27 protein-coding genes, 1 tRNA gene and 1 riboswitch are annotated in these 24,801 nt (G+C 72.1%); of the genes, 11 read left to right on the top strand and 17 right to left on the bottom strand.

What is annotated here, in order from left to right:
* Nucleotides 1–65 precede the first annotated feature (65 nt).
* The 3 genes from ACFQ9V_RS11435 (at nt 66) to ACFQ9V_RS11425 (ending at nt 1,687) form a co-directional block, all read left to right on the top strand.
* Nucleotides 66–914, top strand: coding sequence for an SGNH/GDSL hydrolase family protein (locus ACFQ9V_RS11435; protein ID WP_382459276.1), 849 nt, complete (start codon nt 66–68; stop codon nt 912–914).
* 10 nt (nt 915–924) lie between these two features.
* Complete coding sequence (gene orn, locus ACFQ9V_RS11430) at nt 925–1,548, top strand: oligoribonuclease (protein WP_382459275.1); 624 nt, start codon at nt 925–927, stop codon at nt 1,546–1,548.
* A gap of 63 nt (nt 1,549–1,611) precedes the next feature.
* Nucleotides 1,612–1,687 (top strand) — tRNA-His (locus ACFQ9V_RS11425).
* 67 nt (nt 1,688–1,754) lie between these two features.
* On the opposite strand, the gene ACFQ9V_RS11420 is transcribed toward ACFQ9V_RS11425, so the two are convergent.
* Entirely contained in the window at nt 1,755–2,351 is a 597-nt protein-coding gene (locus ACFQ9V_RS11420) for an ArsR/SmtB family transcription factor (protein ID WP_382459274.1), read from the bottom strand.
* A gap of 75 nt (nt 2,352–2,426) precedes the next feature.
* Here ACFQ9V_RS11420 and ACFQ9V_RS11415 point away from each other — a divergent pair, with 75 nt between their 5' ends.
* From ACFQ9V_RS11415 to ACFQ9V_RS11395, 5 genes are all read left to right on the top strand, one after another.
* The gene (locus ACFQ9V_RS11415; protein WP_382459273.1) at nt 2,427–3,701 is read left to right on the top strand and encodes an MFS transporter; all 1,275 of its coding nucleotides are present in this window, start codon (nt 2,427–2,429) and stop codon (nt 3,699–3,701) included.
* 392 nt (nt 3,702–4,093) lie between these two features.
* A complete protein-coding gene (locus tag ACFQ9V_RS11410; RefSeq protein WP_382459272.1) occupies nt 4,094–4,885 on the top strand; it encodes a hypothetical protein in 792 nt (263 codons plus the stop codon).
* Nucleotides 4,886–4,944: 59 nt separating this feature from the next.
* Nucleotides 4,945–6,024 carry a hypothetical protein gene (locus tag ACFQ9V_RS11405; RefSeq protein WP_382459271.1) on the top strand — a complete coding sequence of 360 codons (1,080 nt, stop codon included), beginning with the start codon at nt 4,945–4,947 and terminating at the stop codon, nt 6,022–6,024.
* A 2-nt stretch (nt 6,025–6,026) separates the two neighbouring features.
* Nucleotides 6,027–6,380, top strand: coding sequence for a metallopeptidase family protein (locus ACFQ9V_RS11400; RefSeq protein ID WP_382459270.1), 354 nt, complete (start codon nt 6,027–6,029; stop codon nt 6,378–6,380).
* 169 nt (nt 6,381–6,549) lie between these two features.
* Nucleotides 6,550–8,754, top strand: coding sequence for a hypothetical protein (locus ACFQ9V_RS11395; protein ID WP_382459269.1), 2,205 nt, complete (start codon nt 6,550–6,552; stop codon nt 8,752–8,754).
* An 81-nt stretch (nt 8,755–8,835) separates the two neighbouring features.
* Here ACFQ9V_RS11395 and ACFQ9V_RS11390 read toward each other — a convergent pair whose 3' ends face one another.
* From ACFQ9V_RS11390 to ACFQ9V_RS11360, 7 genes are all read right to left on the bottom strand, one after another.
* Nucleotides 8,836–9,102: a hypothetical protein gene (locus tag ACFQ9V_RS11390; RefSeq protein ID WP_382459268.1), complete on the bottom strand. Its 267-nt coding sequence runs from the start codon at nt 9,100–9,102 to the stop codon at nt 8,836–8,838.
* Nucleotides 9,099–9,731, bottom strand: a complete 633-nt coding sequence (locus ACFQ9V_RS11385; RefSeq protein WP_382459267.1) for an ATP-binding protein — start codon at nt 9,729–9,731, stop codon at nt 9,099–9,101. The genes ACFQ9V_RS11390 and ACFQ9V_RS11385 overlap by 4 nt, the downstream gene beginning before the upstream one ends.
* The gene (locus ACFQ9V_RS11380; RefSeq protein ID WP_382459266.1) at nt 9,715–10,494 is read right to left on the bottom strand and encodes an energy-coupling factor transporter transmembrane component T family protein; all 780 of its coding nucleotides are present in this window, start codon (nt 10,492–10,494) and stop codon (nt 9,715–9,717) included. The genes ACFQ9V_RS11385 and ACFQ9V_RS11380 overlap by 17 nt, the downstream gene beginning before the upstream one ends.
* Nucleotides 10,491–12,026, bottom strand: a complete 1,536-nt coding sequence (locus tag ACFQ9V_RS11375; protein ID WP_382459265.1) for an ABC transporter ATP-binding protein — start codon at nt 12,024–12,026, stop codon at nt 10,491–10,493. The genes ACFQ9V_RS11380 and ACFQ9V_RS11375 overlap by 4 nt, the downstream gene beginning before the upstream one ends.
* A 20-nt stretch (nt 12,027–12,046) precedes the next feature.
* Nucleotides 12,047–12,667: an ECF transporter S component gene (locus ACFQ9V_RS11370; protein WP_382459264.1), complete on the bottom strand. Its 621-nt coding sequence runs from the start codon at nt 12,665–12,667 to the stop codon at nt 12,047–12,049.
* A gap of 32 nt (nt 12,668–12,699) precedes the next feature.
* Nucleotides 12,700–12,801: riboswitch (TPP riboswitch) on the bottom strand.
* A gap of 46 nt (nt 12,802–12,847) precedes the next feature.
* Nucleotides 12,848–13,177, bottom strand: coding sequence for a GerW family sporulation protein (locus tag ACFQ9V_RS11365; protein WP_370052963.1), 330 nt, complete (start codon nt 13,175–13,177; stop codon nt 12,848–12,850).
* Nucleotides 13,178–13,263: 86 nt separating this feature from the next.
* On the bottom strand, nt 13,264–14,538 hold the full coding sequence (locus tag ACFQ9V_RS11360; protein WP_382459263.1) for a DNA polymerase IV: 1,275 nt from the start codon (nt 14,536–14,538) through the stop codon (nt 13,264–13,266).
* Nucleotides 14,539–14,639: 101 nt separating this feature from the next.
* Between ACFQ9V_RS11360 and ACFQ9V_RS11355 the strand changes: the two genes are divergently transcribed.
* Nucleotides 14,640–15,644, top strand: a complete 1,005-nt coding sequence (locus ACFQ9V_RS11355) for an aldo/keto reductase family protein (RefSeq protein WP_382459262.1) — start codon at nt 14,640–14,642, stop codon at nt 15,642–15,644.
* 18 nt (nt 15,645–15,662) lie between these two features.
* On the opposite strand, the gene ACFQ9V_RS11350 is transcribed toward ACFQ9V_RS11355, so the two are convergent.
* From ACFQ9V_RS11350 to ACFQ9V_RS11330, 5 genes are all read right to left on the bottom strand, one after another.
* Nucleotides 15,663–16,289: a hypothetical protein gene (locus ACFQ9V_RS11350; RefSeq protein WP_382459261.1), complete on the bottom strand. Its 627-nt coding sequence runs from the start codon at nt 16,287–16,289 to the stop codon at nt 15,663–15,665.
* A gap of 53 nt (nt 16,290–16,342) precedes the next feature.
* Complete coding sequence (locus ACFQ9V_RS11345; protein ID WP_382459260.1) at nt 16,343–16,879, bottom strand: DUF1697 domain-containing protein; 537 nt, start codon at nt 16,877–16,879, stop codon at nt 16,343–16,345.
* A 3-nt stretch (nt 16,880–16,882) separates the two neighbouring features.
* A complete protein-coding gene (locus tag ACFQ9V_RS11340) occupies nt 16,883–17,194 on the bottom strand; it encodes a hypothetical protein (RefSeq protein ID WP_382459259.1) in 312 nt (103 codons plus the stop codon).
* A 17-nt stretch (nt 17,195–17,211) separates the two neighbouring features.
* Nucleotides 17,212–17,973, bottom strand: coding sequence for a YidC/Oxa1 family membrane protein insertase (locus tag ACFQ9V_RS11335; RefSeq protein ID WP_382459258.1), 762 nt, complete (start codon nt 17,971–17,973; stop codon nt 17,212–17,214).
* Between the two features lie 69 nt (nt 17,974–18,042).
* Nucleotides 18,043–18,366, bottom strand: a complete 324-nt coding sequence (locus tag ACFQ9V_RS11330) for a DUF6412 domain-containing protein (protein WP_345839280.1) — start codon at nt 18,364–18,366, stop codon at nt 18,043–18,045.
* Nucleotides 18,367–18,452: 86 nt separating this feature from the next.
* Here ACFQ9V_RS11330 and ACFQ9V_RS11325 point away from each other — a divergent pair, with 86 nt between their 5' ends.
* Together ACFQ9V_RS11325 and ACFQ9V_RS11320 are read left to right on the top strand one after the other, a co-directional pair.
* Nucleotides 18,453–19,118, top strand: a complete 666-nt coding sequence (locus tag ACFQ9V_RS11325; protein ID WP_382459257.1) for an SDR family oxidoreductase — start codon at nt 18,453–18,455, stop codon at nt 19,116–19,118.
* A gap of 10 nt (nt 19,119–19,128) precedes the next feature.
* Nucleotides 19,129–20,832: a long-chain-fatty-acid--CoA ligase gene (locus ACFQ9V_RS11320; RefSeq protein WP_382459256.1), complete on the top strand. Its 1,704-nt coding sequence runs from the start codon at nt 19,129–19,131 to the stop codon at nt 20,830–20,832.
* Nucleotides 20,833–20,844: 12 nt separating this feature from the next.
* Here ACFQ9V_RS11320 and ACFQ9V_RS11315 read toward each other — a convergent pair whose 3' ends face one another.
* From ACFQ9V_RS11315 to ACFQ9V_RS11300, 4 genes are all read right to left on the bottom strand, one after another.
* A complete protein-coding gene (locus ACFQ9V_RS11315) occupies nt 20,845–21,279 on the bottom strand; it encodes a PaaI family thioesterase (protein ID WP_370057246.1) in 435 nt (144 codons plus the stop codon).
* 53 nt (nt 21,280–21,332) lie between these two features.
* Complete coding sequence (locus ACFQ9V_RS11310) at nt 21,333–23,090, bottom strand: APC family permease (protein WP_382459255.1); 1,758 nt, start codon at nt 23,088–23,090, stop codon at nt 21,333–21,335.
* Between the two features lie 170 nt (nt 23,091–23,260).
* Entirely contained in the window at nt 23,261–24,181 is a 921-nt protein-coding gene (locus ACFQ9V_RS11305) for an oxygenase MpaB family protein (RefSeq protein WP_382459254.1), read from the bottom strand.
* Nucleotides 24,178–24,738 (bottom strand): YbaK/EbsC family protein, encoded by a 561-nt coding sequence (locus ACFQ9V_RS11300; RefSeq protein WP_382459253.1) that lies wholly within the window; start codon nt 24,736–24,738, stop codon nt 24,178–24,180. Before ACFQ9V_RS11300 ends, ACFQ9V_RS11305 begins: the two co-directional genes overlap by 4 nt.
* Nucleotides 24,739–24,801: the final 63 nt, after the last annotated feature.

Below are 24,801 nucleotides of genomic sequence, written 5' to 3'. Positions count from 1 at the left end.
CGACCATCCCGCGACAGCGCCCGGCGCGTCACCCGCGCGTCACCCCGGCGACCGAGAATCGGGGCGTGAGCAGGACCACCTACACGCGTTACGTGGCCCTCGGCGACTCGATCACCGAGGGGCTCTGCGATCCCGCGCCCGCGCGGCCGGGAGCCTGGCTCGGCTGGGCGGACCGCCTCGCCGGCATCCTCGACGGCGACGCGCGGCTCTCCGGCGGGACCGTCGAGTTCGCCAACCTCGCCGTCCGCGGCAGGCGCATCGCCGACGTGGTCGGCGAACAGGTGCCGGGAGCGCTCGCGCTGCGGCCCGACCTGGTGTCGGTGCTGGTCGGCGCCAACGACCTGATGAGCCCGACCGCAGACCCCGACGCCCTGGCCGAGCGGCTCTCCGACGGGGTGCGGATGCTGCGGGAGCACGGGACGACCGTGCTGCTGGCGAATCTCTTCGACCCGCAGTTCGCGTTCTTCCTCAAGCCGTTCCGCGGGCGCGCCGCGGTGTTCAACGCGAACATCTGGAGCATCGGGCGCGACCACCACGCCGTCGTGCTCGACGTGTGGGGCGTGCGCGGGTTCCGCGACCCGGCGATGTGGGGCGCCGACCGCGTCCACCTCAGCTCGCGCGGACACCGGCTGCTGGCGACGCACGCCGCGCACGCGCTGGGCGTCCCCTACGCGGAGACGACCTCCGCCGACAGCGGAGACGCGGGCGTCGGCGCGGTGCAGGAGCCGCCCACCCCACCGGAGGACCTCCCGCTGCGGACCTGGCTGCGCGTGCACGCGATCCCCTGGGCTGCCAGGCGGCTGCGCGGGATCTCGTCCGGCGACGGGCTCAGCCCCAAGCTCCCGGAGGCGCTGCCGGTGCGCGGCCAGGCGCTGGTCGCCGGCCAGCCGCGGATGGTCGGAGGCCCGCACTAGACTTGCGGGCATGGCTGCCTCAAGTGATCGACTGGTCTGGATCGACTGCGAAATGACCGGACTCGACCTCGAGGTCGACGAGCTCGTCGAGATCGCCGTGGTCATCACCGACTTCGAGCTGAACGTGCTCGACCCGGGGCTCAGCATCGTCATCAAGCCGGACGCCTCCGCGCTCGCCAACATGAACGACTTCGTGCGCACCATGCACACCACCTCCGGCCTCATCGAGGAGATCCCGGACGGCAAGAGCCTCGCGGAGGCCGAGTACGAGGTGCTGGAGTACGTCCTCAAGTACGCGCCGACGGCACGCACAGCTCCGCTCGCGGGCAACACCATCGGCACCGACCGGATGTTCCTCGCCAAGTACATGCCGCGCCTCGACACCCACCTGCACTACCGGAACGTCGACGTCTCCTCCATCAAGGAGCTCGCCCGGCGCTGGTACCCGCGCATCTACTTCAACGCCCCCGAGAAGAACGGCGGCCACCGCGCGCTCGCCGACATCCTCGAGTCGATCCGCGAGCTCGACTACTACCGCGCAGCGGCCTTCGTGGACGTGCCGGGACCCACCACTGAGCAGACCCAGGAGGCCGCCGCAGGTGTGGTGGAAAAATGGGCCGCCAGGATGTACTAGAATCGATGAGTTGCCTCGCGCGGAAGGGCCATCGCAGATGACCCGGAACGCTCGCGGAACATGGTGGGTATAGCTCAGCTGGTAGAGCGCCTGGTTGTGGTCCAGGAGGTCGCGGGTTCAAGCCCCGTTACTCACCCCAAATGATCGAAGGGCACGTAAACGCCCCTAAAACCGTGTTTTAGGGGCGTTTACGTGCCCTTCGGCGGTTAGTCGGCACTCCGGTGCACCACGAAGATCCCGCCGTGCGCCGGGAGGTGGCTGCGCTCGTGGTCCGTCTCGACGTACGCGTCGATGACGGCCACGATCCGGCGGTCCAGCTCGGCGACGTCCTCCGGCGACAGGTGCAGCGAGAAGCGCGCGAACGTCGCGATGGAGGCCGGGCCGGCCTCCGCGAGCTCCTGCTGGAAGGCTTCCACCGGCGCCACGTTCCGGCTGGTGTCCTGCTGGTCCAGCGTCATCGACAGCCACCAGCTCCGCCCGGTCGAACGGTACGGCTTCTCGAGCGCGCCGCTGCCGCCCGACCGCACCGGCGCCGGCTCCAGGAAGCCCGCGGCCACCAGCTGGCGGACGTGGTAGTAGACCGTTCCGGCGTCCTCCCCCAGCCGGTCGGCGAGCTGCTTGTTGGTCAGCTCGCGGTCGCCGCACAGGCGCAGGATGCGCACCCGCAGCGGATGCGACAGCGCCTTGATCTCCGCGACGGAGGCCGGGCGGCGCTTGGCGTCCGGGTCGGCGGACGGGCCGGGCACGCTGCGCGCGGCGGCCTCCTCGGGCGTCTGCGCCTCCTCGGGCTTCTGGTCCGACATACCCCGAGGATACCCGTCTGATTGAGTTTCTTGACATCGATTGAGTTTTCTCAATCATCGTGTCAGGCTGGGCGCGTGACATCGGAACGCGCGGCATCGGCACCACTCGGCTCGCGCTATTGGACGCTCTGGACATCGTCGGCCCTCTCCAACCTCGCCGACGGCGTGATGAAGGTCGCGCTGCCGCTGGTCGCCATCCGCTACACCGACTCCCCCGCGCTCATCGCCGGCCTCACCTTCGCGTTCACCCTGCCGTGGCTGGTGTTCGCCCTCCTCGCGGGCGCCCTCGCCGACCGGTACGACCGGCGCAGGCTGATGCTCGTGGCCAACATCGCGCGGGCGGCGTTCCTCGGGCTCCTCACGATCGCGACGCTCGCGGGGGCCGGGGCGATCTGGCTGCTCTACGCCGCGGCGATCTGCATCGGCGTGGCCGAGACCGTCTACGACACGTCGTCGCAGTCCATCCTCCCGCAGCTCGTGAGCAAGCCCGCGCTCTCCCGGGCGAACGGCCGGCTGTACGCGGCAGAGCTCACCACGAACCAGTTCGTCGGGCCGCCGCTCGGCGGCTTTCTGGTCGCGGCCGGGGTCGGGCTCGCGTTCGGGACGCCCGTGCTGCTCTGGGTCGCCGCGATCGGGATGCTGCTACTCCTCCGCGGGCGCTTCACGACCGACCACCCGCGCACCACCACCATCCGCGCCGACATCGCGGAGGGGCTGCGGTTTCTGCGCGGGAGCACCTTGCTGCGCACGCTCGCGGTCATGGTGGGCGGCTTCAACTTCGCCAGCAGCGCCGTCTTCACAGTGTTCGTGCTGTACGCGGCCGGCCCCTCCTCCGCGATGAAGCTCACCGACCCGGGCTACGGCCTCCTGCTCACCGCCTCGGCGCTCGGCAGCGTCGTCGGCACGTTCCTCGCCGAACCCGCCGAACGGCTGCTCGGCCGCGCGCGAGCACTCACCCTCACGGTCCTCGGCTCGCTCCTGACGGTGGCCACGCCGGCGTTCACCACGAACCCGTACATCATCGGGGCCGGATTCCTCGTCGGCGGCGTCACCGTCTCGATCTGGAACGTCATCACGGTGTCGCTCCGACAGCGCGTGACGCCGCAGCGGCTGCTCGGCCGGCTGAACTCCGCGTACCGCCTGCTGGCGTGGGGCACGATGCCGCTCGGCGCCGCAGCGGCGGGCGTGATCGCCCAGTTCTTCGGCATCCCCGCGGTGTTCCTCAGCATGGGCGTCGTCGCGCTCGCGATGCTGATCGGGATGATCTGGGTCACCGACGCGCGCATGGCGGCGGCCGAGACGGAGGCCGAGGAGGCCGACGAGCGCGACCACGCGGCCTTCGGCGGCTGACCCGCCGGCCGGCGCACGCCGCACTGCCAGGTTCCGGCGCCGGAAGGCCCGCGGAACGACGCCGCGAGAGCGCGCGCACACGACTTTGCCAGCGTTCATGCCCGAGTCGTCCAGAGTGGGCGTCTAACGTGGTCGAACGACGGCAGTGAACGCCGTCTGTGCTGCGCCGTGCGTCCAACCCCCGAACCCCCCGGACGCCACCCCCGAAATCTGGTGCGGCACACCCGCGCCGAACGCCGCGCCTCGGGACCAGCCGGTCCAGTGGCGCTTCCGTGCGTCCCGGCGCGGTTGCCAGCCCGTCCGAGCGCTCTCCCCCGGGAGCGCTCTCAGCCGTGCGCCTCCCGAGAGGGAGGCCGCCCGGCTCGGCGGGGAAAGCCCGACCCAGGAAGTTTATGCTCAGCACTCTCAGCCACGTCGTCCGCTCATCCAACCTCTCCTTCGGCCGCGTCCTCACCGGCGCCGCCGCCATCATCATGTCGGCCAGCATTGTCGCCCCGATGATCGCGCAGCAGCAGGAGAGCGAACGCGCCACCCGCGAACTGTCCCAGTCCACCGGCATCCACCACGACCAGCTCGGCGTCTACAACACGCTGTGGCGCGACCGCCTCGAGGGCATCGCCCAGGTGAGCCTGACCAAGGCGGAGTCGACCGTGCAGGCGAACGCCGCCAAGACGGACGCGACTGCCGCGAAGACCGCGATCGCCGGCCTCGACAACTACAAGAAGCTCGACGACTCGAAGCTCCGCGCGCAGATCGACACCACCGACGCCGCCACCACGGCGCTCGCCGCCGCCGGTGTCGCCGCCGACCAGAAGGCCGCAGCCGCGGCCGCAGCCGCCGCTGCCGCAGCCGCCGCTATCCAGGCGAACGCCAATACGCCGAGCGGCGCGCGCACCGCCGCGCAATCCATCATGGCCAGCAGCTACGGCTGGGGCTCCGACCAGTTCCAGTGCCTCGACAGCCTGTGGACCAAGGAGTCCAACTGGAACTACCAGGCCTCCAACGGCGGCAGCGGCGCGACCGGCATCCCGCAGGCGCTCCCCGGCAGCAAGATGGCCACGTTCGGCAGCGACTGGGCGACCAACGCGACCACCCAGATCAAGTGGGGCCTCTCCTACATCAAGGGCTCGTACGGCACCCCGTGTTCCGCATGGAGCCACTCGGAGGCCATGAACTGGTACTGAGCCGGTTCGACACCTCCACAGCATGAGGGGACGGCGGCCGCGCCGGTAGACTCGCCCAGGTGAGCACCGGCCCGGCCCCCGTCCCCTCCGTCGTTCCCGAGATCCGTGGAGCGCACCTTGTCGGCAGCGTCAACCTGCCCGACGCGGGCGCCGTGTTCGGCGCCGCGAGCGCGCACCTCGGCGACCGGCTCCGCCGCATCCCCGACGGCGAGGTCGGCGAGCGGTTCTACTGGATCCAGTTCCAGACCAAGCGGTTCGACACGATGGCCGGGCTGTCCCGCATCCCGGTCGAGCCGTACTACCTGCGCGGGATCTTCGACGGCCGGCCGTTCCAGCTCGACGCCGACGTCGCGGCGGGCGATCTGGTCTTCCCCGACCTCGGCTACGCGGAGGCCGCACTGGCCTCCTACGCGGAGTTCACGCGGCTCCGGGACGCCGGCACGATCGCGCAGGGCACCCGGTTCCAGGTGTCGCTGCCGACGCCGGCCGCGGTGATCGGCGCCTTCGTCGTGCCGCGCGACCGGGCCGCGCTCGAGCCGGCGTACGAGCGCGCGCTCCTCGGCGAGCTCACGCGCATCCTCGACGGCATCCCGCACGAGGACCTCGCGATCCAGTGGGACACCGCGGTCGAGTTCGCGCTCCTGGAGGGCCGCATCGAGCCGTGGTTCGCCGAGCCGGGCACGGCCGGGGTGCTCTCCGGGGTCGTGGAGCGCTCCGTGCGTCAGGCCGCCGCGGTGCCGGGTGACGTGGAGGTCGGCTACCACCTCTGCTACGGCGACGTCGAGGAGCAGCACTTCGTGCAGCCCGCGGACGCCGGAAACCTGGCGGCGGTCATCGCCGGCATCCTCGCCGACGCGCCGCGGCCGATCACGTTCTTCCACCTCCCGGTTCCGATCGAGCGCGACGACCCGGAGTACTTCGCTCCCCTCGCCGCTCTCGAGCTGCCGGAGTCGACCGAGCTGTACCTCGGCCTCCTGCACCACGAGGACGGCGTGGAGGGCGCGCGGCGCCGTGCCGCGGCGGCGGCGACCGCTCGGCCGCGGTTCGGGGTGGCGACCGAGTGCGGCTTCGGCCGCGGGCCCTCGGAGCGGACGGTCGGCCTCCTCGACCTGCACGCCGCCGTCGCCGAGGCCTGGTGACGATGCCGCTGCACCTGGACGCCGACGCGTTCGAGACGCTCGTCACCGACGAGCTCGACCGGCTCCCCGACGAGATGGTCGACGGGCTGGACAACGTCGTGTTCGTCATCGAGGACCGCCCGGAGGACGGCTCGCTCGACCTGCTCGGCCTCTACGACGGCGTCGCCCTGACCGAACGGGACGCGTACGGCTTCGGCGAGATGCCCGACCGCATCATCCTCTACCGCGAGCCGTTGCTGTCGATCTGCGCCGACGAGGACGAGCTCCGCGACGAGGTCCATGTGACCCTCGTGCACGAGATCGCGCATTACTACGGCATCGACGACGACCGCCTGCACGAGCTCGGCTGGGCCTGAGACCGTCACCGTCAGCGCGCCATCGTGCTAAGGCGCGGGTGAATCCTTCCGAATCCCGCGCAGTCGGAGTCCGAGTACTCCTGAATACCGCCCTCGCCTCGTTGCTATAAACCCCTCACGCGACTCTTCTCTCGCGAGACGCGCCATGCAACGAAACGAAAGGGTGGCAATGCCCACATCCGCGAACACCGTGAAACGCGCGCTTCGCCCCGGACTGATCCTCGCGACGGTCGTCGGAGTCCTGGTGTCGCTCGCCGCGACCTCCGGACCGGCGGCCCCCGCAACGGCCGCGGGCGCCCTCGACTGCTCCGGAACGTCCATCTACGGCCTCGTGCCCGGCACCCTCGGAGCTCCGGACGTCGCGGACCTGCTGAGCATCGACGGCACGTCCGTCGGCGGCGCTCAGCTGAACGCCGCAGTCGCATCGTCGAGCACGTTCAATGGGACGAACCCGAACGGGCTCGGCCTCGCCGTCGGCGGCACGGGAGCGTTCATGGCCTCCGACAACGGAACCGTGATCCAGGGCTACGACGCCGCCACCGGCGACTGGACCGCGTACCAGGGCAAAGCGGCTCCGGGAGGCGGCGTGACGGTCGGCGCGGTCGATCCCAGCACGGGGATCTACTACTTCGGAGACGTCGGCACCAACGGCGTCACCGGTCAGCTCTGGGGCTTCAACACGAAGACGGACCAGATGGTCAGCCCGTCGCCACTGCTCACCTTCCCCGCAGTGGCAGGGCAGAACAACGGCGACATCGCCTTCGACGGCGGCGGCAACCTCTACCTCGTCTTCTCCTCGGCCACCAACGGCTCGCTCGAGGCGATCAGCGGTCCACTCCCGCAGACCGCCGCTGGGGCCGCGACGGTGACACCGGCGACCCTGAGCACGTTCGCCGTCCCCGGCGGCGCCGCCGTCAACGGCATCGCCTTCGACGGCAACGGGACGCTCTACCTGAGCCAGGGCAGCACCAACGGCATCTTCTCGATCGACCCGGGCACCGGCTCCTCCGACGGCAACCTGACACCGCTGCCGGCCTCCCAGACCGGCGCGTCCGGCACCGGCCTGGTGGACCTGGCGAGCTGCGCGTTCCCGCCGGCCGCCAGCGCCCAGAAGAACGTCGTGTCCCGCGTGAATGCGACGGACCAGTTCGCGCTGAGCGTCACCGGCCCCACGGTCAGCCTCCCCGCCACGGCCGTGACGGTGGGCACCGCGACCGGACTGCAGCAGACGGCGGACGGCCGCGTCCTCCAGGCCGGGCCCGCCCTCGCCCGCTTCGGCGACACGTACACCGCCACCGAGACGGCGGCGGGCACGACGAACCTGGCCCAGTACGTCTCGACGTACAGCTGCGTCGACACGGTGAACCCGGGGAACCCGCAGTTCCCGATCACGGGCAGCGGGACCTCCGTCTCCTTCGCGCTGGCGACGTACGCGGGTGAGTCGCCCTCGGTGGTCTGCACCTTCACGAACACGCCGCGGGCCGCATCCCTGTCGCTGACGAAGACCGCGAGCCCCGCGACGATCGCGAACGCGGGCGACACGGTGCACTACACGTACACGGTGACCAACACCGGCAACACGCCCCTGACCGGCATCGGCGTCACCGAGACGGCCTTCACCGGCACGGGGACCGCTCCGGTCCCGAACTGCCCGACCACCACGCTGGCGCCCGGGGCGAGCGAGCAGTGCACCGCGTCGTACGACGCGACCGCGGCCGACATCGATGCGGGCACCATCTCGAACACGGCCGTCGCAGGCGGCCAGGACGCGGTGGCCGGAGCGGTGACCAGCCCGGCTGCGACGGCGGACGTGACCGCCCAGCGGGCGCCGAGCCTGACCCTCGACAAGAAGGCGGACCCGACCAGCATCACCGGCGCCGGACAGCCGATCACCTACTCGTTCGTGGTGACGAACAGCGGCAACGTGACCCTGACCGCCGTCGGGATCACCGAGCAGAGCTTCTCCGGCAGCGGAGGCCCGCTGACGGTGACCTGCCCGGCGGACACCACGCTGGCCGCGGGAGCCTCGCTGACCTGCACCGCTGACTACCAGGCGACGGACGCCGACTACGCCGCGGGCAGCATCACCAACACGGCCGTGGCCGACGCGACCGACCCCACCGGCGCCGGCGTCCGGTCCGCGGAGTCCACTGCGGTCGTCGACGCCATCCGGGTGCCCGTCGAGAACCCGCCCGCGGCGAACCCGCCCGCGGCGAACCCGCCCGCGGCGGACCCGCCCGCGGGGAACCCGTCGCTGGCCCAGACCGGCCTCGACGTGCTGACGTGGCTCGCGCCGCTGGCGGCGCTCCTCGCGCTCGCCGGCACGGGACTCGCGCTGATGACGCGACGCAAGACGGCTCGCGAGCAGGGCTGAGCGGGTGACCGACTGACCGGCTGAGCCGCCGACGCACGATGCCCCGGGAGTCACCGACTCCCGGGGCATCGTGGCGAGCCGTTAGAGCGACTCCTCGTCCTTGTCGGCCTCGACCGGGTCGCTGTCGGGAGCGTCGAAGTGGTATGAGACGTGGCGCTCGCCGTTGACGCTGCGCTCGTCACCCGCGACGTACCAGAACAGCGACTCGAGGCCCTCGACCGCGGCCACCGCCCCGATCCGCTCGTCCACCTTCCCGCCGACCAGGTAGCGCCGCTCGGCCGTCCCGACGAGGGGGCCGTCCGCGTATTCGACGATGTACTCGGTGTCCGAGTGGGATGTCTCGCTCATGGCACCACCGTAGACCCCGAGGGATGCCGGGGTGCAGAGCCGATCGGCCAGTCGGTGACGTCCAGCACGAGGTCGGCTCGCCCCCGCGGGTCCTCGCGGGCCAGGTACTCCTCGAACTCGGACTGCCACTGATCCCAGTGCGACGCGAACGTCGCGCCGTCGCGGTCGAGCGCGCGCGCCTTGCGGAGGGCGTCGTCGGCGTCCAGCCAGATCGCAAGATGCGCCCAGCGGACGTTGGCGGCGGCGAGCGTGCCGCAGCCCTCCACGACGACCGGCGCCGTGCCCGCCACGTCGTGCCATTCGGCCGGGCGCCCGCCGGCCCAGTCCCAGCGCCGCCAGCGCCCGTGCCCGGCGAGGGCGAGCGGCTCGAGGAGGTCGCCGGCCAGCGCGCTGCTCGCGGCGAGGAGGCCGTCCCAGCCCGGGTAGAGGTCGTCCATCCTGACCAGCCGCGGCGCGTCGGCGCCGGGCCAGTGCCGCACGAGCAGGTCGGCGAGGGAGCTCTTCCCTGCACCGCTCGGGCCGTCGATCAGGACGACAGGGGCCGCCTCTCCCCCGGTCGCCTCCATCGCGTCCGCGACCGCGCCGAGGAGCTCGCACAGCTCCGGTCGTTCGTCAGGATCCCAGGACATTCCAGCTCCCCACCGCGATCGCCACAGCCGCCGCCGTGCCCGCGACAAGGAGCGCGACCGCCAGCGTCACCCAGTCCCGCCCGCGGAACACCGAGGGGCGCGCCCAGGTGCGGGCGACCGGCGCGCCGAAGCCGCGGGCCTCCATCGCCGTCGCCAGCTTGGACCCGCGCCGGATCGAGAGCACGAACAGCGAGAACGACTGGCCGAGGAAGCGCCGCAGCGCCCCGGTCTCCGCCACCCCGCGCGCCCGCCGCGCGAGGGTGAGCGCGCGCCAGTCGTCCACGAAGAGCCCCACCAGCCGGAGGCCGGCGAGTCCGCCGAGCACGAAGCGCGCGGGCAGCCTGAGGAGCTGCGCCAGGCCGTCGGCGAGGTCGGTCGGGTCGATGGTCACGAACAGCAGCACCGCGGGCAGCCCGATCGCGAGCACGCGCAGGAAGGTCGCGAGGCCGAGTTGGAGGGAGCCGTCGCTGACCTCGATCGCCCACCAGTGCAGGTAGACGCTGCCGGCGGTCCGGCCATAGAGCACGGTGGTGAGTCCCGCGAGCGGCGCCGCGATCAGGATCGGCGAGGTCCGGACGAGCAGCACGCGCGCCGGGATCGCCGCGAAGCAGAGCAGGACGAGCTCCAGCCCGAGAGCCACGCCCGCCGACACCGGGTCGATGGAGACCAGCAGCACAGCGGTTACGATCAGCGCGGCGCCCAGCTTGGACACCGGGTTGAGGGTGGCGAGCGGGCCGCTGCGGACGGGTTCGGCGATGGTCACGCGACCGCCTCCCGCCTGGTGTCGAGCCGCAGCCCGTCGGCGCCGATGGCCGAGGCGAACTCGGCGTCGTGGGTGGCGGCGACGACCGCGTGGCCTTCGTCGCGCAGCCCGGCGATCAGCTCGACGAGCCGGCGCCAGGTGTTCGCGTCCTGGCCGTACGTCGGCTCGTCCAGGACGAGGAGGCGCGGGCGCGTCGCGAGCGCGGTCGCGACCGACAGGCGGCGCTTCTGGCCGCCGGAGAGCGTGAACGGGTTGGCGTCCGCAAGCGCGGCGAGGCTGAGCGCCTCCAGCAGCTGCTCGACGCGAGCGGCGATCTCCCCCTGCGCGAGCCCCAGAGCACGGGGCCCGGCGGCGAGCTCGTCGCGCACGGTGGAGGCGATGAACTGGTGCTCGGGGTTCTGGAAGACGGTACCGATGCGCGTCAGCAACTCGCGCGAGCGCCAGACGCCGGGATCGGAGGCCGCGCCGGCCGCCAGGGCGGGTGCGGCGGTGAGGGTTCCGCCCAGGGCGGGCATCAAGCCGCCCAGGGTGAGCGCCAGCGTCGACTTCCCGACCCCGCTCGGGCCGGTGAGCGCGAGAGCCGAGCCTTCGGCGATCGCGACGTCCGCCCGGAACGGGAGCGCGTGCGCCAGCAGGTCGCCGCCGCGCTCTGCTCGCCGTCGGGCGCGACGGCCGGCGAACAGCGGCGACCGTCCGACGGCGAGCGAGGCGGCCTCCAGCAGCGGCGCCCCCTGCGCGACCGGACGTGCGGCGGGCACGGGCTCATCGGGCAGCCAGACGCCGGCCTCCCGCAGCCGTCCCGCGGTGTCGGCAAGCACCGTCTCGGGTGCTCCGTCCGCGAGCACGCCGCCCGCGGCGTCGAGCACGATGACCCGGTCCACCAGGTCCCGCCAGACGGCGACCCGGTGCTCCACGACGATCAGGGTCGCTCCGGTCCGCCCCAGTACGGCGGACACGGCGTCCCTGACCTCCCGCGCGCCATCCGGATCGAGGTTCGCGGTCGGCTCGTCCAGCAGGAGCAGGCCGGGACGCATCGCGAGCAGGCCCGCCAGCGCGAGCCGCTGCTTCTGGCCGCCGGAGAGCTGCGCGGTCGAGCGGTCCAGCGGGAGGTCGAGCCCGACCGCCTCCAGTGACCAGCGCACGCGTGTCCACAGCTCGTCGCGCGGGACGCCGAGGTTCTCGCACGCGAACGCCACATCGTCGCCGACGCGCGCGAGGATCACCTGCGCGTCCGGGTCCTGCAGCAGCAGCCCGGAGGCGCCGCGCGCCTCAGCGGGATGCCGGCCGCCGACGCGGAGGTCGCCCTCCGCCTCGCCGTCGTCGTCGCCGCCCAGCACGCCGGCGAGCCCGGCGAGCAGGGTCGACTTGCCCGCGCCGGACGCGCCGAGCAGCAGCACCCGCTCCCCCGGCTCGATCGACAGGCTCAGCCCGCGGACCGCCCAGGCCTGGCGGCCGGCGTGCCGCCAGCCCCAGTCGCCGACGTGCACGGCGACCGGGGCCGGTGGAGCACCGGCCGGACTCAGTTGCGGCATGACAGCCTCCCGGCCGTCGCCTAGACCCGCCCCGTGACCTCGCGGCCCGCGGCGAACCGGCCCAGCGCCCCTGTACGAGCGATCGCCTTGACCAGCAGCCAGGACCCGAGACCGGCGACGACGATGCCGGAGATGGTCGTCGTGATCGTGTAGACGACCACGAACTCCGGCTTGGCGCCGGGGTAGGAGTAGATCAGGTCGAGGATCGACTCGGCGAGGCCGGTGCCGGCGCCCGCGATCAGCGCGGTCACCAGATTCCAGCGGGCGTAGAGGAACAGCGCGAAGACGATCTCCGCGCCGAGGCCCTGCACCACGCCGGACAGCAGCGTGGCGAAGCCCCACTGCGTGCCGATCAGCATGGAGACGACGGCCGCGACGACCTCGCCGTACAGGGCGGCGCCGGGCTTGCGGACGATGAGCGCGACGAGCACGCCGGCGAACAGCCACGGGCCGTTCAGGATGCCCTGGAAGCCGGGGAGGACGGCGGTCACCGGGCCGGAGATGGGGTTGTAGGCCTGACCCCAGACCCAGAAGACGACGCCGGCTGCGACGGCGACGACGCTGGCGACGACGATGTCGACGACCCGCCAGCGGAGGATGCGCTTGGACGGCGCGGAGACGGACGAAATGGTTGCGTGCACTGTTCGTGCCCTTTCTGTTCAGAAATGGGGCACGGGATTGTGAGATGCCTCCCTGCGCTGGCATGACCCAGATCAGGTTCGACGGTCGAAACTTGGAGAAGCTTCCTCTCAGCCCGGCTCACCGGACTCCCGTGTTCAGGAGCCCAGTGTAGTCCCGGGGCGAGGCTTGCTGCTGCCGCGTTACCGCTTGAGCGCGCGGATGACCCGCGCCCAGGCGTGGCCGGCCACCCACACGAACGGGATGGCGACCGCGAGCAGCGTGATGAGGTTCGGCCGGAACCGCACGCCGGTCTCGTCGCTGATGTACGCGCCGAACGGGACAGCGGCGCCGCCGCCTCCCGCACCTCCCGGCGCCGAGTCGTCGCCCGGGCCTTCACCCGCGCCGAAGCCGAACTGCACGGCGGCGACGGGCACGATCGTGGTGCCGTCGACGACGATCGGCTCGCCGTAGACCGACTTGATTCCGGAGGAGCTCATCGTCTCGGCGAGCTTGAGGGAGAGGTTCGTCATGGGTTCACCGTACCCGGCGGGTCCCGGCGCGACCAGGGCCGGTGAGGGTCGGGGCGGCTGAGCGTCGGGGCTGAGGGTCGCGGGCGCTAGTCGCTCAGCCAGCGCGGGTTGCGGCCGTCGCGCTCGGCCTGCTCGGCGTCGCGCGACCTCCGCACCAGCGAGGCCGGCCCGATGGCGCCGCGGCCGAAGCGCGCGCTGACCGCGTCGAGCGTGCGCTCGGCCTCCCGCCACTCCTCGTCCGGGTCCCAGAGCGCGAGCGCGTCGCCGCCGGCGTCGGCGAGCTGCTCCGCGCGGACGCCGATCAGCCGGATCGGGGTGTCCTTCAGGCGGAGGTCGAGCGCCTCGAAGACGTCCCAGGCCTCCTCGAACAACCGCCGCCCGACGTTGGTCGGCTCGGCGAGGGTGCGCGAGCGGGTGATGGTGCGGAAGTCGGAGAAGCGCACCTTGAGGGCGATGGTCCGGCCGACCATCCCGTGCTTGCGCAGGCGCTCGCCGACCCGCCCGGAGAGCCGCAGCAGCTCGCGGCGCAGGGTGTCGGCGTCCTCCACGTCGACCGAGAACGTGTTCTCGTGGCCGATGCTCTTCTCGCGGGACGCCGTGACGATCCGCCGAGGGTCGCGGCCGTTGGCGAGCTCGTGCAGCCGGTGCGCGGTCGCGTCCCCGACGGCGCGCTGCAGGACGGTCAGCGGCGCGTCGGCCAGGTCGGCGACGGTGCGCATGCCCATTCGCTCCAGGGAGGACTGCGTGCTGGCGCCGACGCCCCAGAGCGCGCCGACCGGGAGCGGTCGGAGGTACGCCACCGTGTCGGCCGGCGGGATGACGAGCATCCCGTCCGGCTTGGCGTGACCGGAGGCGAGTTTGGCCATGAATTTCGTGCCGGCGACACCGACCGAGCAGGTGAGGCCGGTCTCCTCCTTGACGCGCGAGCGGATGAGCTCGGCGATGCGCCGGGGCGACCCCAGCAGCCGGCGCGCTCCGGCGACGTCGAGGAACGCCTCGTCGATGCTGAGCGGCTCGACCAGCGGCGTCACCTCGTGGAAGATGTCCATCACCTTGCCGGAGTACTCGGTGTACTTCTCGTAGTGCGGCGGCAGGATGATCGCGGTCGGGCACAGCCGCAGCGCCTGGGAGACCGGCATGGCGCTGCGCACGCCGAACCGGCGCGCCTCGTACGTCGCGCTCGTGACGACCCCGCGGCCGCCCGCGTGGCCGACGATCGCGGGCTTGCCTCGCGCGTCCGGGCGGTCGAGCAGTTCGACGGAGGCGAAGAAGGCGTCCATGTCGACGTGCAGGATCGTGGCGTCGGCGTCGTCGACGTCGGCGGTCGTCACCCGCCGGTCGCTGCCGTCCGCCCTACCCACCGAGAACACCTCCCACTGTGCACACCTCTGATAGGGCAATCCTCCCATCCGGCCACGACATCCGGCCCGCATCCGCCCGGACGCGGCGCTAGCGTGGAGGCATGGAATTCAGATACCTCGGCAACTCCGGTCTCAAGATCTCGGAGATCATCTACGGCAACTGGCTCACCCACGCCTCCCAGGTCGAGAACGAGACGGCGACGCAGTGCGTCCACGCCGCCCTCGACGCCGGCATCAGCACGTTCGACACCGCGGACGCGTACGCGAACACCGCAGCAGAGCAGGTGCTCGGCGACGCCCTGAAGGGCCAGCGCCGGCAGTCGCTCGAGATCTTCACCAAGGTCTACTGGCCGACCGGCCCGAAGGGCCACAACGACACCGGGCTCTCGCGCAAGCACATCCTGGAGTCCATCGACGGCTCGCTCACCCGGCTCGGCACCGACTACGTGGACCTCTACCAGGCGCACCGCTTCGACTACGAGACGCCGCTCGAGGAGACGATGCAGGCCTTCGCCGACATCGTGCGGCAGGGCAAGGCGCTCTACATCGGCGTGAGCGAGTGGACGGCCGACCAGCTCCGCGCAGGCCACTCGCTGGCGAAGGAGCTCGGCTTCCAGCTCATCTCGAACCAGCCGCAGTACTCGATGCTCTGGCGTGTCATCGAGAAGCAGGTCGTCCCGACCTCCGCCGAGCTCGGCGTCTCGCAGATCGTCTGGTCCCCCGTCGCCCAGGGCGTGCTGACCGGCAAGTACCTGCCGGGCGCGCCCCTCCCCGAAGGCAGCCGCGCGGCGGACGACAAGGGCGGCGCGAACGCGATCAAGGGCTTCCTGCGCGACGACGTGCTCACCTCCGTGCAGCGGCTGAAGCCGATCGCCGACGAACTCGGCGCGACGATGGCGCAGCTCGCGATCGCGTGGGTGCTGCAGAACCCGAACGTGTCCGGCGCGATCGTCGGCGCGTCCCGGCCGGAGCAGGTGGCCTCCAACGTCAAGGCCGCGGGCGTCCGGCTCAGCGGCGACGTGCTCGCCCGCATCGACGAGGCGGTCGGGGACGTCGCTGTGACCGACCCGGCGGAGACGACCTCCCCGGCGCAGCGGGTGGCCTGACTCATACCAGCGCGGCGCTCACACGAGCGCCGCGACGAGCGGCCGGAACCAGTCGCGGAACGCCTCCGAGTCGTCGCGCAGCGAGGTGCTGACGACGACCGTGTGCGGGCCGACGATCCACGCGCCGCGCTCGGCGAGCGGGAGCACGTCGATGTCCAGGCGGAAGTAGCCGGCCTGGCGTCGGAGGTCGTGCTCCCGCTCGTGGACCACGTCCACGATGTCGGCGGCGCGGGTGGCGTGGTGCTCGATGCTCGCTCGGGCGTACTCGGCGCGGCGCTCGCGCGCCCAGCGCGCCGCCGTCTCGTGCTGGGCGAGCACGATGTCCTGCAGCTCGATCGCGCGGTCGAGCGCGGCGAAGTGCGGAGGCTGAAGCAGCGGGGTGATCGGGCGGTGCTCGCGGTCGGCTGCGCGCTCGAAGAGGGCGTGCCACTGGGTCTCCAGCACGTCCTTCGCAGCAAGGGTCGTGCCTCGCCCGCTCCGCTCCGCCGACCCGTGCAGAGCGGGAACGACCGCCGGCGACACCCGCGGGAGGACGGGCTCGCGGGTGTTGTCGAGGCCCACGAGGTCGCGCAGGGCGAGCGCGATCAGCAGGTCCCAGGGACAGTCCTCGGTGACCTGCCATCGAAGGGTGCCCTCGACGAACATGCCGTCATTGTAAGAGCAGCCGGTGACCGCCAGCAGTGCACCGGTTCCTGCGTTCAGCCGCGCCGGTCGAGCTCGGCGATCAGGCGCAGGACGGTGCGCTGGTTGCGTCCCGTCGCCACCGGCCCGATGGCGCGCCAGAACGCGGCGGGCACGACCGATTTGGAGACGCCGAGCGGGCTCCACTGGTAGATCGCGCGGTCCCGCAGACGGACCACCTCCGGGGCGAGGTCGGCGTCGGCGGGCGCGCTCACGCCGGCGGGCAGGTCGTGGTCGAGGAAGGTCACGACGAGCCGGGAGTCGTCGTCCGCGATGTCCACCAGCGGGTTGTCCGCCGCGATCCGGCGGAAGCGGTCCTCCGGCAGCAGGACGACGCCGGCGGACACGCCGGACGACTCCGCCAGCGCCGCGCTGACGGCCTCGGCCTGCGCGGCGGTGGGTGCGCCCGGCCCGCGGAAGACGACGTTCCCGCTCTGCAGCAGGGTGACCACGTCCTCGAAGCCGGCCGCCTCGAACGCGGCCGCCAGGTCGGCCTTCGCGACGCGCGCGTTGCCGCCGACGTTGATGCCGCGGATCAGGCCGACCCCGAGCACGGCTCAGGCCTCCGCGGGCTCGGCGGCCACCAGCAGCACCGCCGGGATGGTCGCCTTCTCGTACGGACCGCTCCCGTCGCGGCGGAGCTGCGGCTCGCTGAACGCGACGACCCAGTGCGTGTAACCGTCGTTCGGCAGGGAGACGTGTCGGAGGCTGCGATCCCCGTTGGCGATGATCACCCCGGTCGGTTCCCCCGGCCAGTCGTCGGGCGTCGGCGGCTCCTGCTCGACGACGTACACCTGCACGCCGACGCCCAGGGACGGCGTCGCCGCGCGGGGGTCGCGGGGCGGGCGGGGACGATCACGCTTCCACATGGCTCAAGCATCCCATCTCAGTGCGACGTCGATGGCTCGGTCCTCCCCCGCTCCGGGTCGAGCAGGCGGCGCAGGGCGCCCCGCTCGACGACGGTCCAGGCCGTCGTGGTCAGGATGTACACGGCCGCGGCGAGCGGCACGAACGCCGCGAACACCACCGTGACGTACGGCAGGAACGACAGCGCCCGCACAACGCCGGTCGGCGGCGGCGTGCCGTCCGGCTGCGGCAGCGCGAGCACCCGCCGCGACACCGTGGTCACGGCGGCGATGAGCACGAGCACGCCCGCGTAGACCAGGAACGCGGGCCAGACCGGGCCGGCGCCGGCGAGGCCGACGAAGCTCGTGCCGAGCGGCGCGCCGAGCACGTGCGCGTCGAGCAGGGCGTTGGCGTGGCCGGCGATGGTGGCGTGCGTGAACAGCGCGTAGACCAGCGAGATGACGGGGAGCTGCGCGAGCAGCGGCAGCATCCCGGCGAACGGGGAGGTGCGCTCTGCCTGGTAGAGCTCCATCGTCTTGCGAGCGAGCGCCTCCCGGTCCTTCCCGTGCGTGCGCTGGAGCTCGGCGAGGGCCGGGGCGAGCCGGCGCCTGGTGTACTCGGCGCGCACCTGGCTGACGCCGACGGGGAGGAGGAGGGCGCGCACGATCACCGTCAGGACGACGATCGCGACGATGCCGGCCGCAGCGCCCGCGACGGGCTCCACGGCGGCGGAGAGGGCGGTGACGAAGCCGTAGGCCGCGTCGAGGATGGCCGCGATCGGCGGCCATGAGAAGAAGTCCATGAGTGGTATCCCTGCTGTCAGAACGAAACGAAGACGTCGTCTGGCCGCGCAGGGGCGAGAAGCGCCCGGCTACGCGACCGGCAGGAGGATGCCGGGGGCTCGCGGGCGCGGACGGCCGTCGGCGTCCGGGTCGGCCTGGCTCTGCAGCAGCCAGCCGGCGGCGGGCTGCAGCGGGTTCGACCAGACGGCGCGCACGCGCAGGGAGGCCGCCAGCGCGGCGACCGAGCGCACGACCGCCGTCGCGGCGACCGCGACGATCCCGATCGCGCCGGCCAGGCCGGCGAGGGCGACGAGCCCGGAGAGCCCTCCGGGCCAGGCCGCGGAGTGCCACAGCACCGACAGGCCGGAGCCCGGCGCGAAGAAGCGCGCCACGAACTCCAGCAGACCGGTCATGTGCACGACGGTAACGCATCCCCCCGCCGGGCCGCGCCCACGTTCGCCGTGAGCGGAGCGGGGCAGAACAGGAGCAAGATGGAGGCATGAGTCGAATCGCGATCGTCGGAGCCCACGGAAAAGTCGCCCAGCAGCTCATGCGGGTGCTCTACGACCGGGGGGACGAGTTCGTCGGCCTCGTCCGCAGCGACGAGCACGCCGACGACGTCTACCGCCTCGGCGGCGAGGGCCACGTCCTCGACATCGAGCAGGCCGACTCCGGCGCGATCGCGATGGCTTTCGTCGGCTGCGACGCTGTCGTGTTCACGGCGGGCGCCGGGCCCGGCTCCGGCGTCGCCCGCAAGCGCACGGTCGACTACGCCGGCTCGGTGAAGTCCGCAGAGGCCGCCGCCTCCACCGGCATCCGCCGGTTCGTGCAGGTGAGCGCCTGGGGCGTCGACGGCCCGGTGGCGGAGGACGCCGACCCGCAGTGGCGCGCCTACGTCGAGGCCAAGCGCGACGCCGACGCCGACCTGCGCGCCTCCGGGCTGGACTGGACCATCCTGCGCCCGGGCGGACTGACCTTCGACGAGGGCACGGGCCAGGTGCAACTCGGCGAGAGCGTGCCGCGCGGCACCATCGCACGCGAGGACGTCGCCCGGCTGATCGCCGTCTGCCTGGCCGAGCCTGCCACGATCGGCCGCACCTGGGAGGTCGTCTCCGGCGATGTCCCCATCGAGGAGGCCGTGCGCACGCTGACGGCGGCCCCCTAGGCTCGTGTCTGTGAGTGGTTACAGCGATCGTCCCTGGGTCTCCGCCTACGCGCCAGGTGTCCCGGCCGACATCGAGCTGCCGGAGGGCTCCCTCGCCCACCTGATCGACGACTCGGTGGCGACCTACGGCAAGCACGTCGCCCTGGAGTTCTTCGGCGCGACGACGACCTATGCCGAGCTCGGCGACCAGATCGCCCGCGCCGCGGAGGGCCTGCGCAAGCGCGGCGTCCGCAAGGGCGACCGGGTCGCGCTGGTGCTGCCCAACTGCCCCCAGCACGTCGTCGCGTTCTACGCGGCGCTGCGGCTCGGCGCCGTCGTGGTGGAGCACAACCCGCTCTACACGCCGCGCGAGCTCCGGCACCAGTTCGAGGACCACGGCGCGACCGTCGCGATCGTCTGGGACAAGGTCGTGCCGACGGTGCAGGACCTCCCGGCCGACCTCGGCGTGGCGACCGTCATCTCGGTGGACATCACCCGCGGGATGCCCGCGAGCAAGCGCTTCGCCCTCCGCCTCCCCGTGCCCGCCGCGCGCAAGGCCCGTGAGCAGCTCACTGCGAAGGTGTCGGGCGCCGTCACCTGGGAGTCGCTGGTGTCGTCCCGGCGGCTGAAGGCCTCCGTGCCGCGGCCGGAGCGCGACGACCTGGCGCTCATCCAGTACACCAGCGGCACCACCGGGCGGCCGAAGGGCGTCATGCTCAGCCACCTCAACCTGGCGGTCAACGCCGCGCAGGCACGCGCGTGGGTGCCCACGATCGAGCGCGGCACCTCGGTGGTGTACGCGGTCCTGCCGCTGTTCCACGCCTACGGGCTCACACTCTGCCTGACCTTCGCCATGAGCATGGGGTCGCGGCTCGTGCTCTTCCCGAAGTTCGACCCCGACCTCGTGCTGGATGTCGTGAAGAAGCGGCCGGCGACCTTCCTGCCCGCTGTGCCGCCGATCTACGAGCGGCTGGTGCAGGCCGCCGAGAAGCGGAAGGTGTCGCTCTCGGGCATCGACATCGCGATCTCCGGCGCGATGAGCCTCCCGCAGACCATCGTGGACCTCTGGGAGTCGAAGACCGGCGGCTACCTGGTGGAGGGCTACGGGCTCTCCGAGTGCTCGCCCGTGCTGATGGCGAACCCGGTCGGCGCGACCCGCAGGGCCGGCACGGTCGGCCTCGCGCTGCCCGGCACCGAGCTGCGCGTCGCCGACCCGGAGGACCCGGCGGTCGAAAGAGGGTTCGGCGAGGAGGGCGAGCTGCTCGCTCGCGGACCCCAGGTGTTCTCCGGCTACTGGCGCAACGCCGACGAGTCCGCCAAGGTGCTCACCGCGGACGGCTGGTTCCGCACCGGCGACATCGTGACGATGGACGAGGACGGCTTCGTGCGGATCGTCGACCGGATCAAGGAGCTCATCGTCACCGGCGGCTTCAACGTCTCCCCGACCGAGGTGGAGGACGCGCTGCGCAGCTTCGAGGGCGTCGCGGACGTCGCCGTGGTCGGCCTCCCGCACCGCCGCGGCGGCGAGGACGTGGTCGCGGCCGTCGTCATGGAGCCGGGCGCGTCGTTCGACGAGGAGGCCATCCGCGCCTACGGCCGGGACTGCCTGACCGCGTACAAGGTGCCGAAGCACGTCGTGCAGGTGGACGAGCTGCCGCGCAGCATCGTCGGCAAGGTCATCCGCCGGAAGGTCCGCGACCAGCTCGTGGCGCAGCAGGAGGCGGCGGGCTCCTGAGGTGTTCGGGCGTCAGCCGATCGGAAAGACCAGCAGCGACCCCGTCGCCGTCGCGACCGTCTTCCCGCTGCCGTCCGTCACCACGCCGTCCGCGAACGCCACCCGGTTGCCCGGCTTGGTCACCGTCGCGCTGCAGGTGAGCGGGCCGCTGCCGGCGAACACCGGGCGGAGGTAGTTCACCTTGATCTCGATCGACGTGTAGCCCTGGCCCTGCGCCAGCGTCGACTGCACCGCGCAGCCGATCGCCGAGTCCAGCAGGGTGCACACCAGTCCGCCGTGCACGGTCCCGATCGGGTTGTAGTGCGACTCGTCCGGCTCGCAGACGAACACCGCGCGCCCGGTCTCGGCCTCCGTCAGGGCCATCCCCATCAGCTTCGCGATGGGCGGGGGCGGCAGCTCCCCCGCGATCATCTTCTGTAGGTACGCGAGGCCGCTCACCGTCGGCATGACGGCGACGCCCGGCGCGGGGTCCTCCCAGTGGACGGTTCGGCTGCGTTCGCTCACTCACTCCCCTTCCGCGGGAGGTCGGGATCGGCCGGCGGCAGGTCCGCCGGCTCGTCGACCTCTTCGAGCGTATCCGCATTGACCGGGGTCTGCCCTTCGGGGAGGTTGGAGAAGTCGGGCGCGATGACCGTCGCGGGCAGGCGCGCCGCCACCGAGCCGAACACCGAGTCTGCGCCGACCACCTCGGGCGCGAGCACGATGTCGTCGCTCCTGCGCGGCAGGGTGAGGCCCTTGAAGTAGTCGGGCCGGATGATCCGCCAGACGATCATCAGCACGACGCCGATCAGGATGCCGCCGATGCCGACGACGGCCTCCGCGCCGATCCCGAAGATGGTCACGTTCTTCCCGTTGGCGTCCTGCAGCCAGTCGGGCGCCGCGAACTGGATCACCCCGTAGATGAACACCGCGACCAGCATCACGCCGCCGAGCACCGGGAACAGCCCGCGCATGATCGCGTGCCGGAAGCTCGTGAACAGCGTGCGGCGGTAGTACCAGACGCAGGCGAACCCGGTGAGGCCGTAGTAGAACGCGATCATCAGGCCGAGCGACCCGATCAGGGCGGTCAGGAGGGTGACGCTGATGAAGGTGAACAGCAGGTAGAACGCCGCCGAGGCGATCCCCATGCCGACCGTCGACCAGGTGGGGGTCAGGAACTTCGGGTGGATCTTCGCGAACTTCTCGGGGATGGCCTTGTAGACCGCCATCGACAGGGTCGTGCGCGCCGTCGGCAGGATCGTGGTCTGGGTGGAGGCCGACGCGGACGTCAGGATCGAGAACCCGAGCAACGTCAGCAGGATGGAGCCGAGCGGACCGCTGCCGAACAGCGTCGGCCCGATCGCCGAGAACACGTCGGCCGAGTTGGCCGGGTTGGCGAGGCCGATGCCCTTGTCTCCGACCCCGGCGAAGGCCACGGTGGCGACGGTGACGACGGCGTAGGTGGCCAGCAGGAGCAGGGTGCTGATGACGGCCGCGCGGCCCGGGGTCTTCTCGGGGTTCTTGGTCTCCTCGTTGATCGACACCGCGGTGTCCCAGCCCCAGTAGATGAAGATCGCGGTCAGCAGCGCGGGGGCGATCGTCTTGCCGAAGTCGAGGGTGAACGGGTTGAACCACGACCACTGCGGGATCAGCGAGTACGGCTCCGCGTTTCCGGTGTAGACCTTCACCAGCGCGAAGGCCGCGAAGAAGATCAGGATGACGATCTCGAAGCCGAGCAGGACGTACTGCACGCGCGCCGACACCTCGATGCCGCGATAGCAGATCCAGGTCATCAGGGCGATCCAGATCAGCCCGGCTATCGTCACGGCGCCGGCGTTGTTGGCGAGCGCCGCGACGCCGGGGAGGCCGAAGCCGCCGATGAACGTGAAGGAGTAACTGCCGGCGATCTGCGCCAGGTTCGACATCACGATGATGTCGGCGATGACGATCCCCCAGCCGCCCATCCAGCCGGTGATCGGGCCGAAGGCTCTCGCCGCCCAGGTGAAGGTCGTGCCGCAGTCCGGCTCGGCCTTGTTGAGCTCCGCGTACGCGACCGCGATCAGGTACATCGGGATGAACGCCAGCAGCACGATGCCCGGCGCCTTCACGCCGGCCGCGAGCGTCCCGCCGACGACGATGAAGCCCAGGCTGGCCGCGAGGCTGTAGGCGGGAGCGGTGGACGCGACGCCCACCACGACGCTCGACACCAGGCCGAGCGCGCCCCCCTTCAGGCCCTTGTTCCCGGCCTCGTCTGGCACGGTTGGACGGGTGGATGTCATGGCAACACCTCCGGTGACTCGGGTCCGCTCGGCGATGAGCGGGCCACCGGACGACAGCGTAGCTCCGAAGCGGGCCGCGCAGGTTGCACGTTCTCACAGACAACCGGAGCACAGACAGTCAGGAGCAGAGACTGCTCGGTGCGCAGACAGCGGGAAGCGGCCGGAATCGGTCAGGCTCCCGGCGCCGTGGCGAGCCGAGCCAGCCGCCTCCGGGCCGCCAGCTCGGCCTGCGTCCGCGGCCCGAGCAGCACCTGCGCTCCCCCGAGCACGGCGGCCGTCGCGCCGTGGATCGGCAGCCGGTCGGTCACGGGCAGCCCGAGCAGGGCACGGTGCCGCGGCTCCATCGTGGAGACCGCGGCGCGGAACAGCACCCGGTACGACGGCCGCAGCGTCCAGCGCAGCGGCGCACGCCGGATGAAGCGCACGACCTCCTCCACCTCCGGACCGCCGCGCAGCTCCCCCGCGTCGGTCACCGCGTCGATGCGGGCGCGCAGGCCGGCGGCGGTGCGCGGCGGGTCGCCGACGCCCATCAGCTCGGCCGCGGTCGCCCACTCGTTCACGTACCCGTCCGCTCCACCCGGGATCGGCGACCCCCAGCGCTCGTGCGCGGTGAGGAAGGCGTCGGTGAAGGCCAGGTGCACCCACTCGGCCAGGTCGGGATCGTTCGCCGTGTACGGGCGGGTGACGCCGTGCCCGTCGACGTAGCTGCCGTGCACGCGCTCGTGCAGGGTCTTCACCAGCTCCGAGCCGGCGACGGCCTGGCCGCGGCTGCCGAAGGTGACCGTGTGGATCCACTGGATCGTGCCGGCCAGCCGGCCCAGCGGGTCCTCGCGGTAGCGGGAGTGCTCGCGCACGCCGGCGAGGGCGCCGGGATGCAGCGCCTGCAGCAGCAGCGCGCGGACTCCCGCGACGAGCGTCGGCATCCCGCCGTGCACCGTCCAGGCGGCGCCGCCCGCGGGGAAGAAGCCTTCGTCCTCGCCGGCCTCCAGGCGCAGCACCCAGCCTGGGACGCGGTCGGAGCGCCCGGACAGCGTCTCGATCAGGTGCGAGCGCACCGGGCCGAGGAGGCGGTCGACACCGGCACCGGTCATCGCGGTGCGAACTCCTGACCGAGCCCGTCGATCACCTGCGCGGACGGGAGCCCGCCCAGCAGCCGGCCGGGAAGCAGGATCTTGGACCGGCGCACGCCGGACCCGATGATGACCAGGACGCCGTCGGCCGCCACGCGGGAGTCCACCAGCAACGGCCACTCGGCCGGCAGCCCGATCGGCGTGATGCCGCCGTACTCCATCCCGGTCAGCTCGACGGCGCGCTCCATCGGGAGGAAGGACGCCTTTCGGACGTCCAGCAGCCGCTTGACGGTGTTGTTCACGTCGGCGCGCGTGGTGGCGAGCACGACGCAGGCGGCGATCCGCTCGACGCCCTCGCGCTTGCCGCCGACCACCACGCAGTTGGCGAGCGTGTCGGCGCTGAGACCGAACTGCTCCTGCGTCGCGGCGGTGTCGGATACGTCCGGGTCGATCTCCACGACGCCGACCTCGTCGAGCCAGCCGAGCTCCGTCAGGGTCGCGAGGGTGGCCGGGGCCAGCAGGTCGGTGCGGGAGGAGGCGGGGGCCGTGGTCAGCCCGCCGAGTGTGAAGACGCCCATGCGCTCAGGCTAGCGCGCCTACTCGTGTGCCCGCCCTCCACGTCGTCGAGGGGTCGCGACACG

The sequence above is a fragment of the Leifsonia sp. NPDC056665 genome (assembly GCF_042791795.1).
In the GTDB taxonomy this organism is placed as follows: Bacteria; Actinomycetota; Actinomycetes; order Actinomycetales; family Microbacteriaceae; genus Leifsonia.
This window is presented reverse-complemented; position numbering and strand designations above follow the sequence as displayed.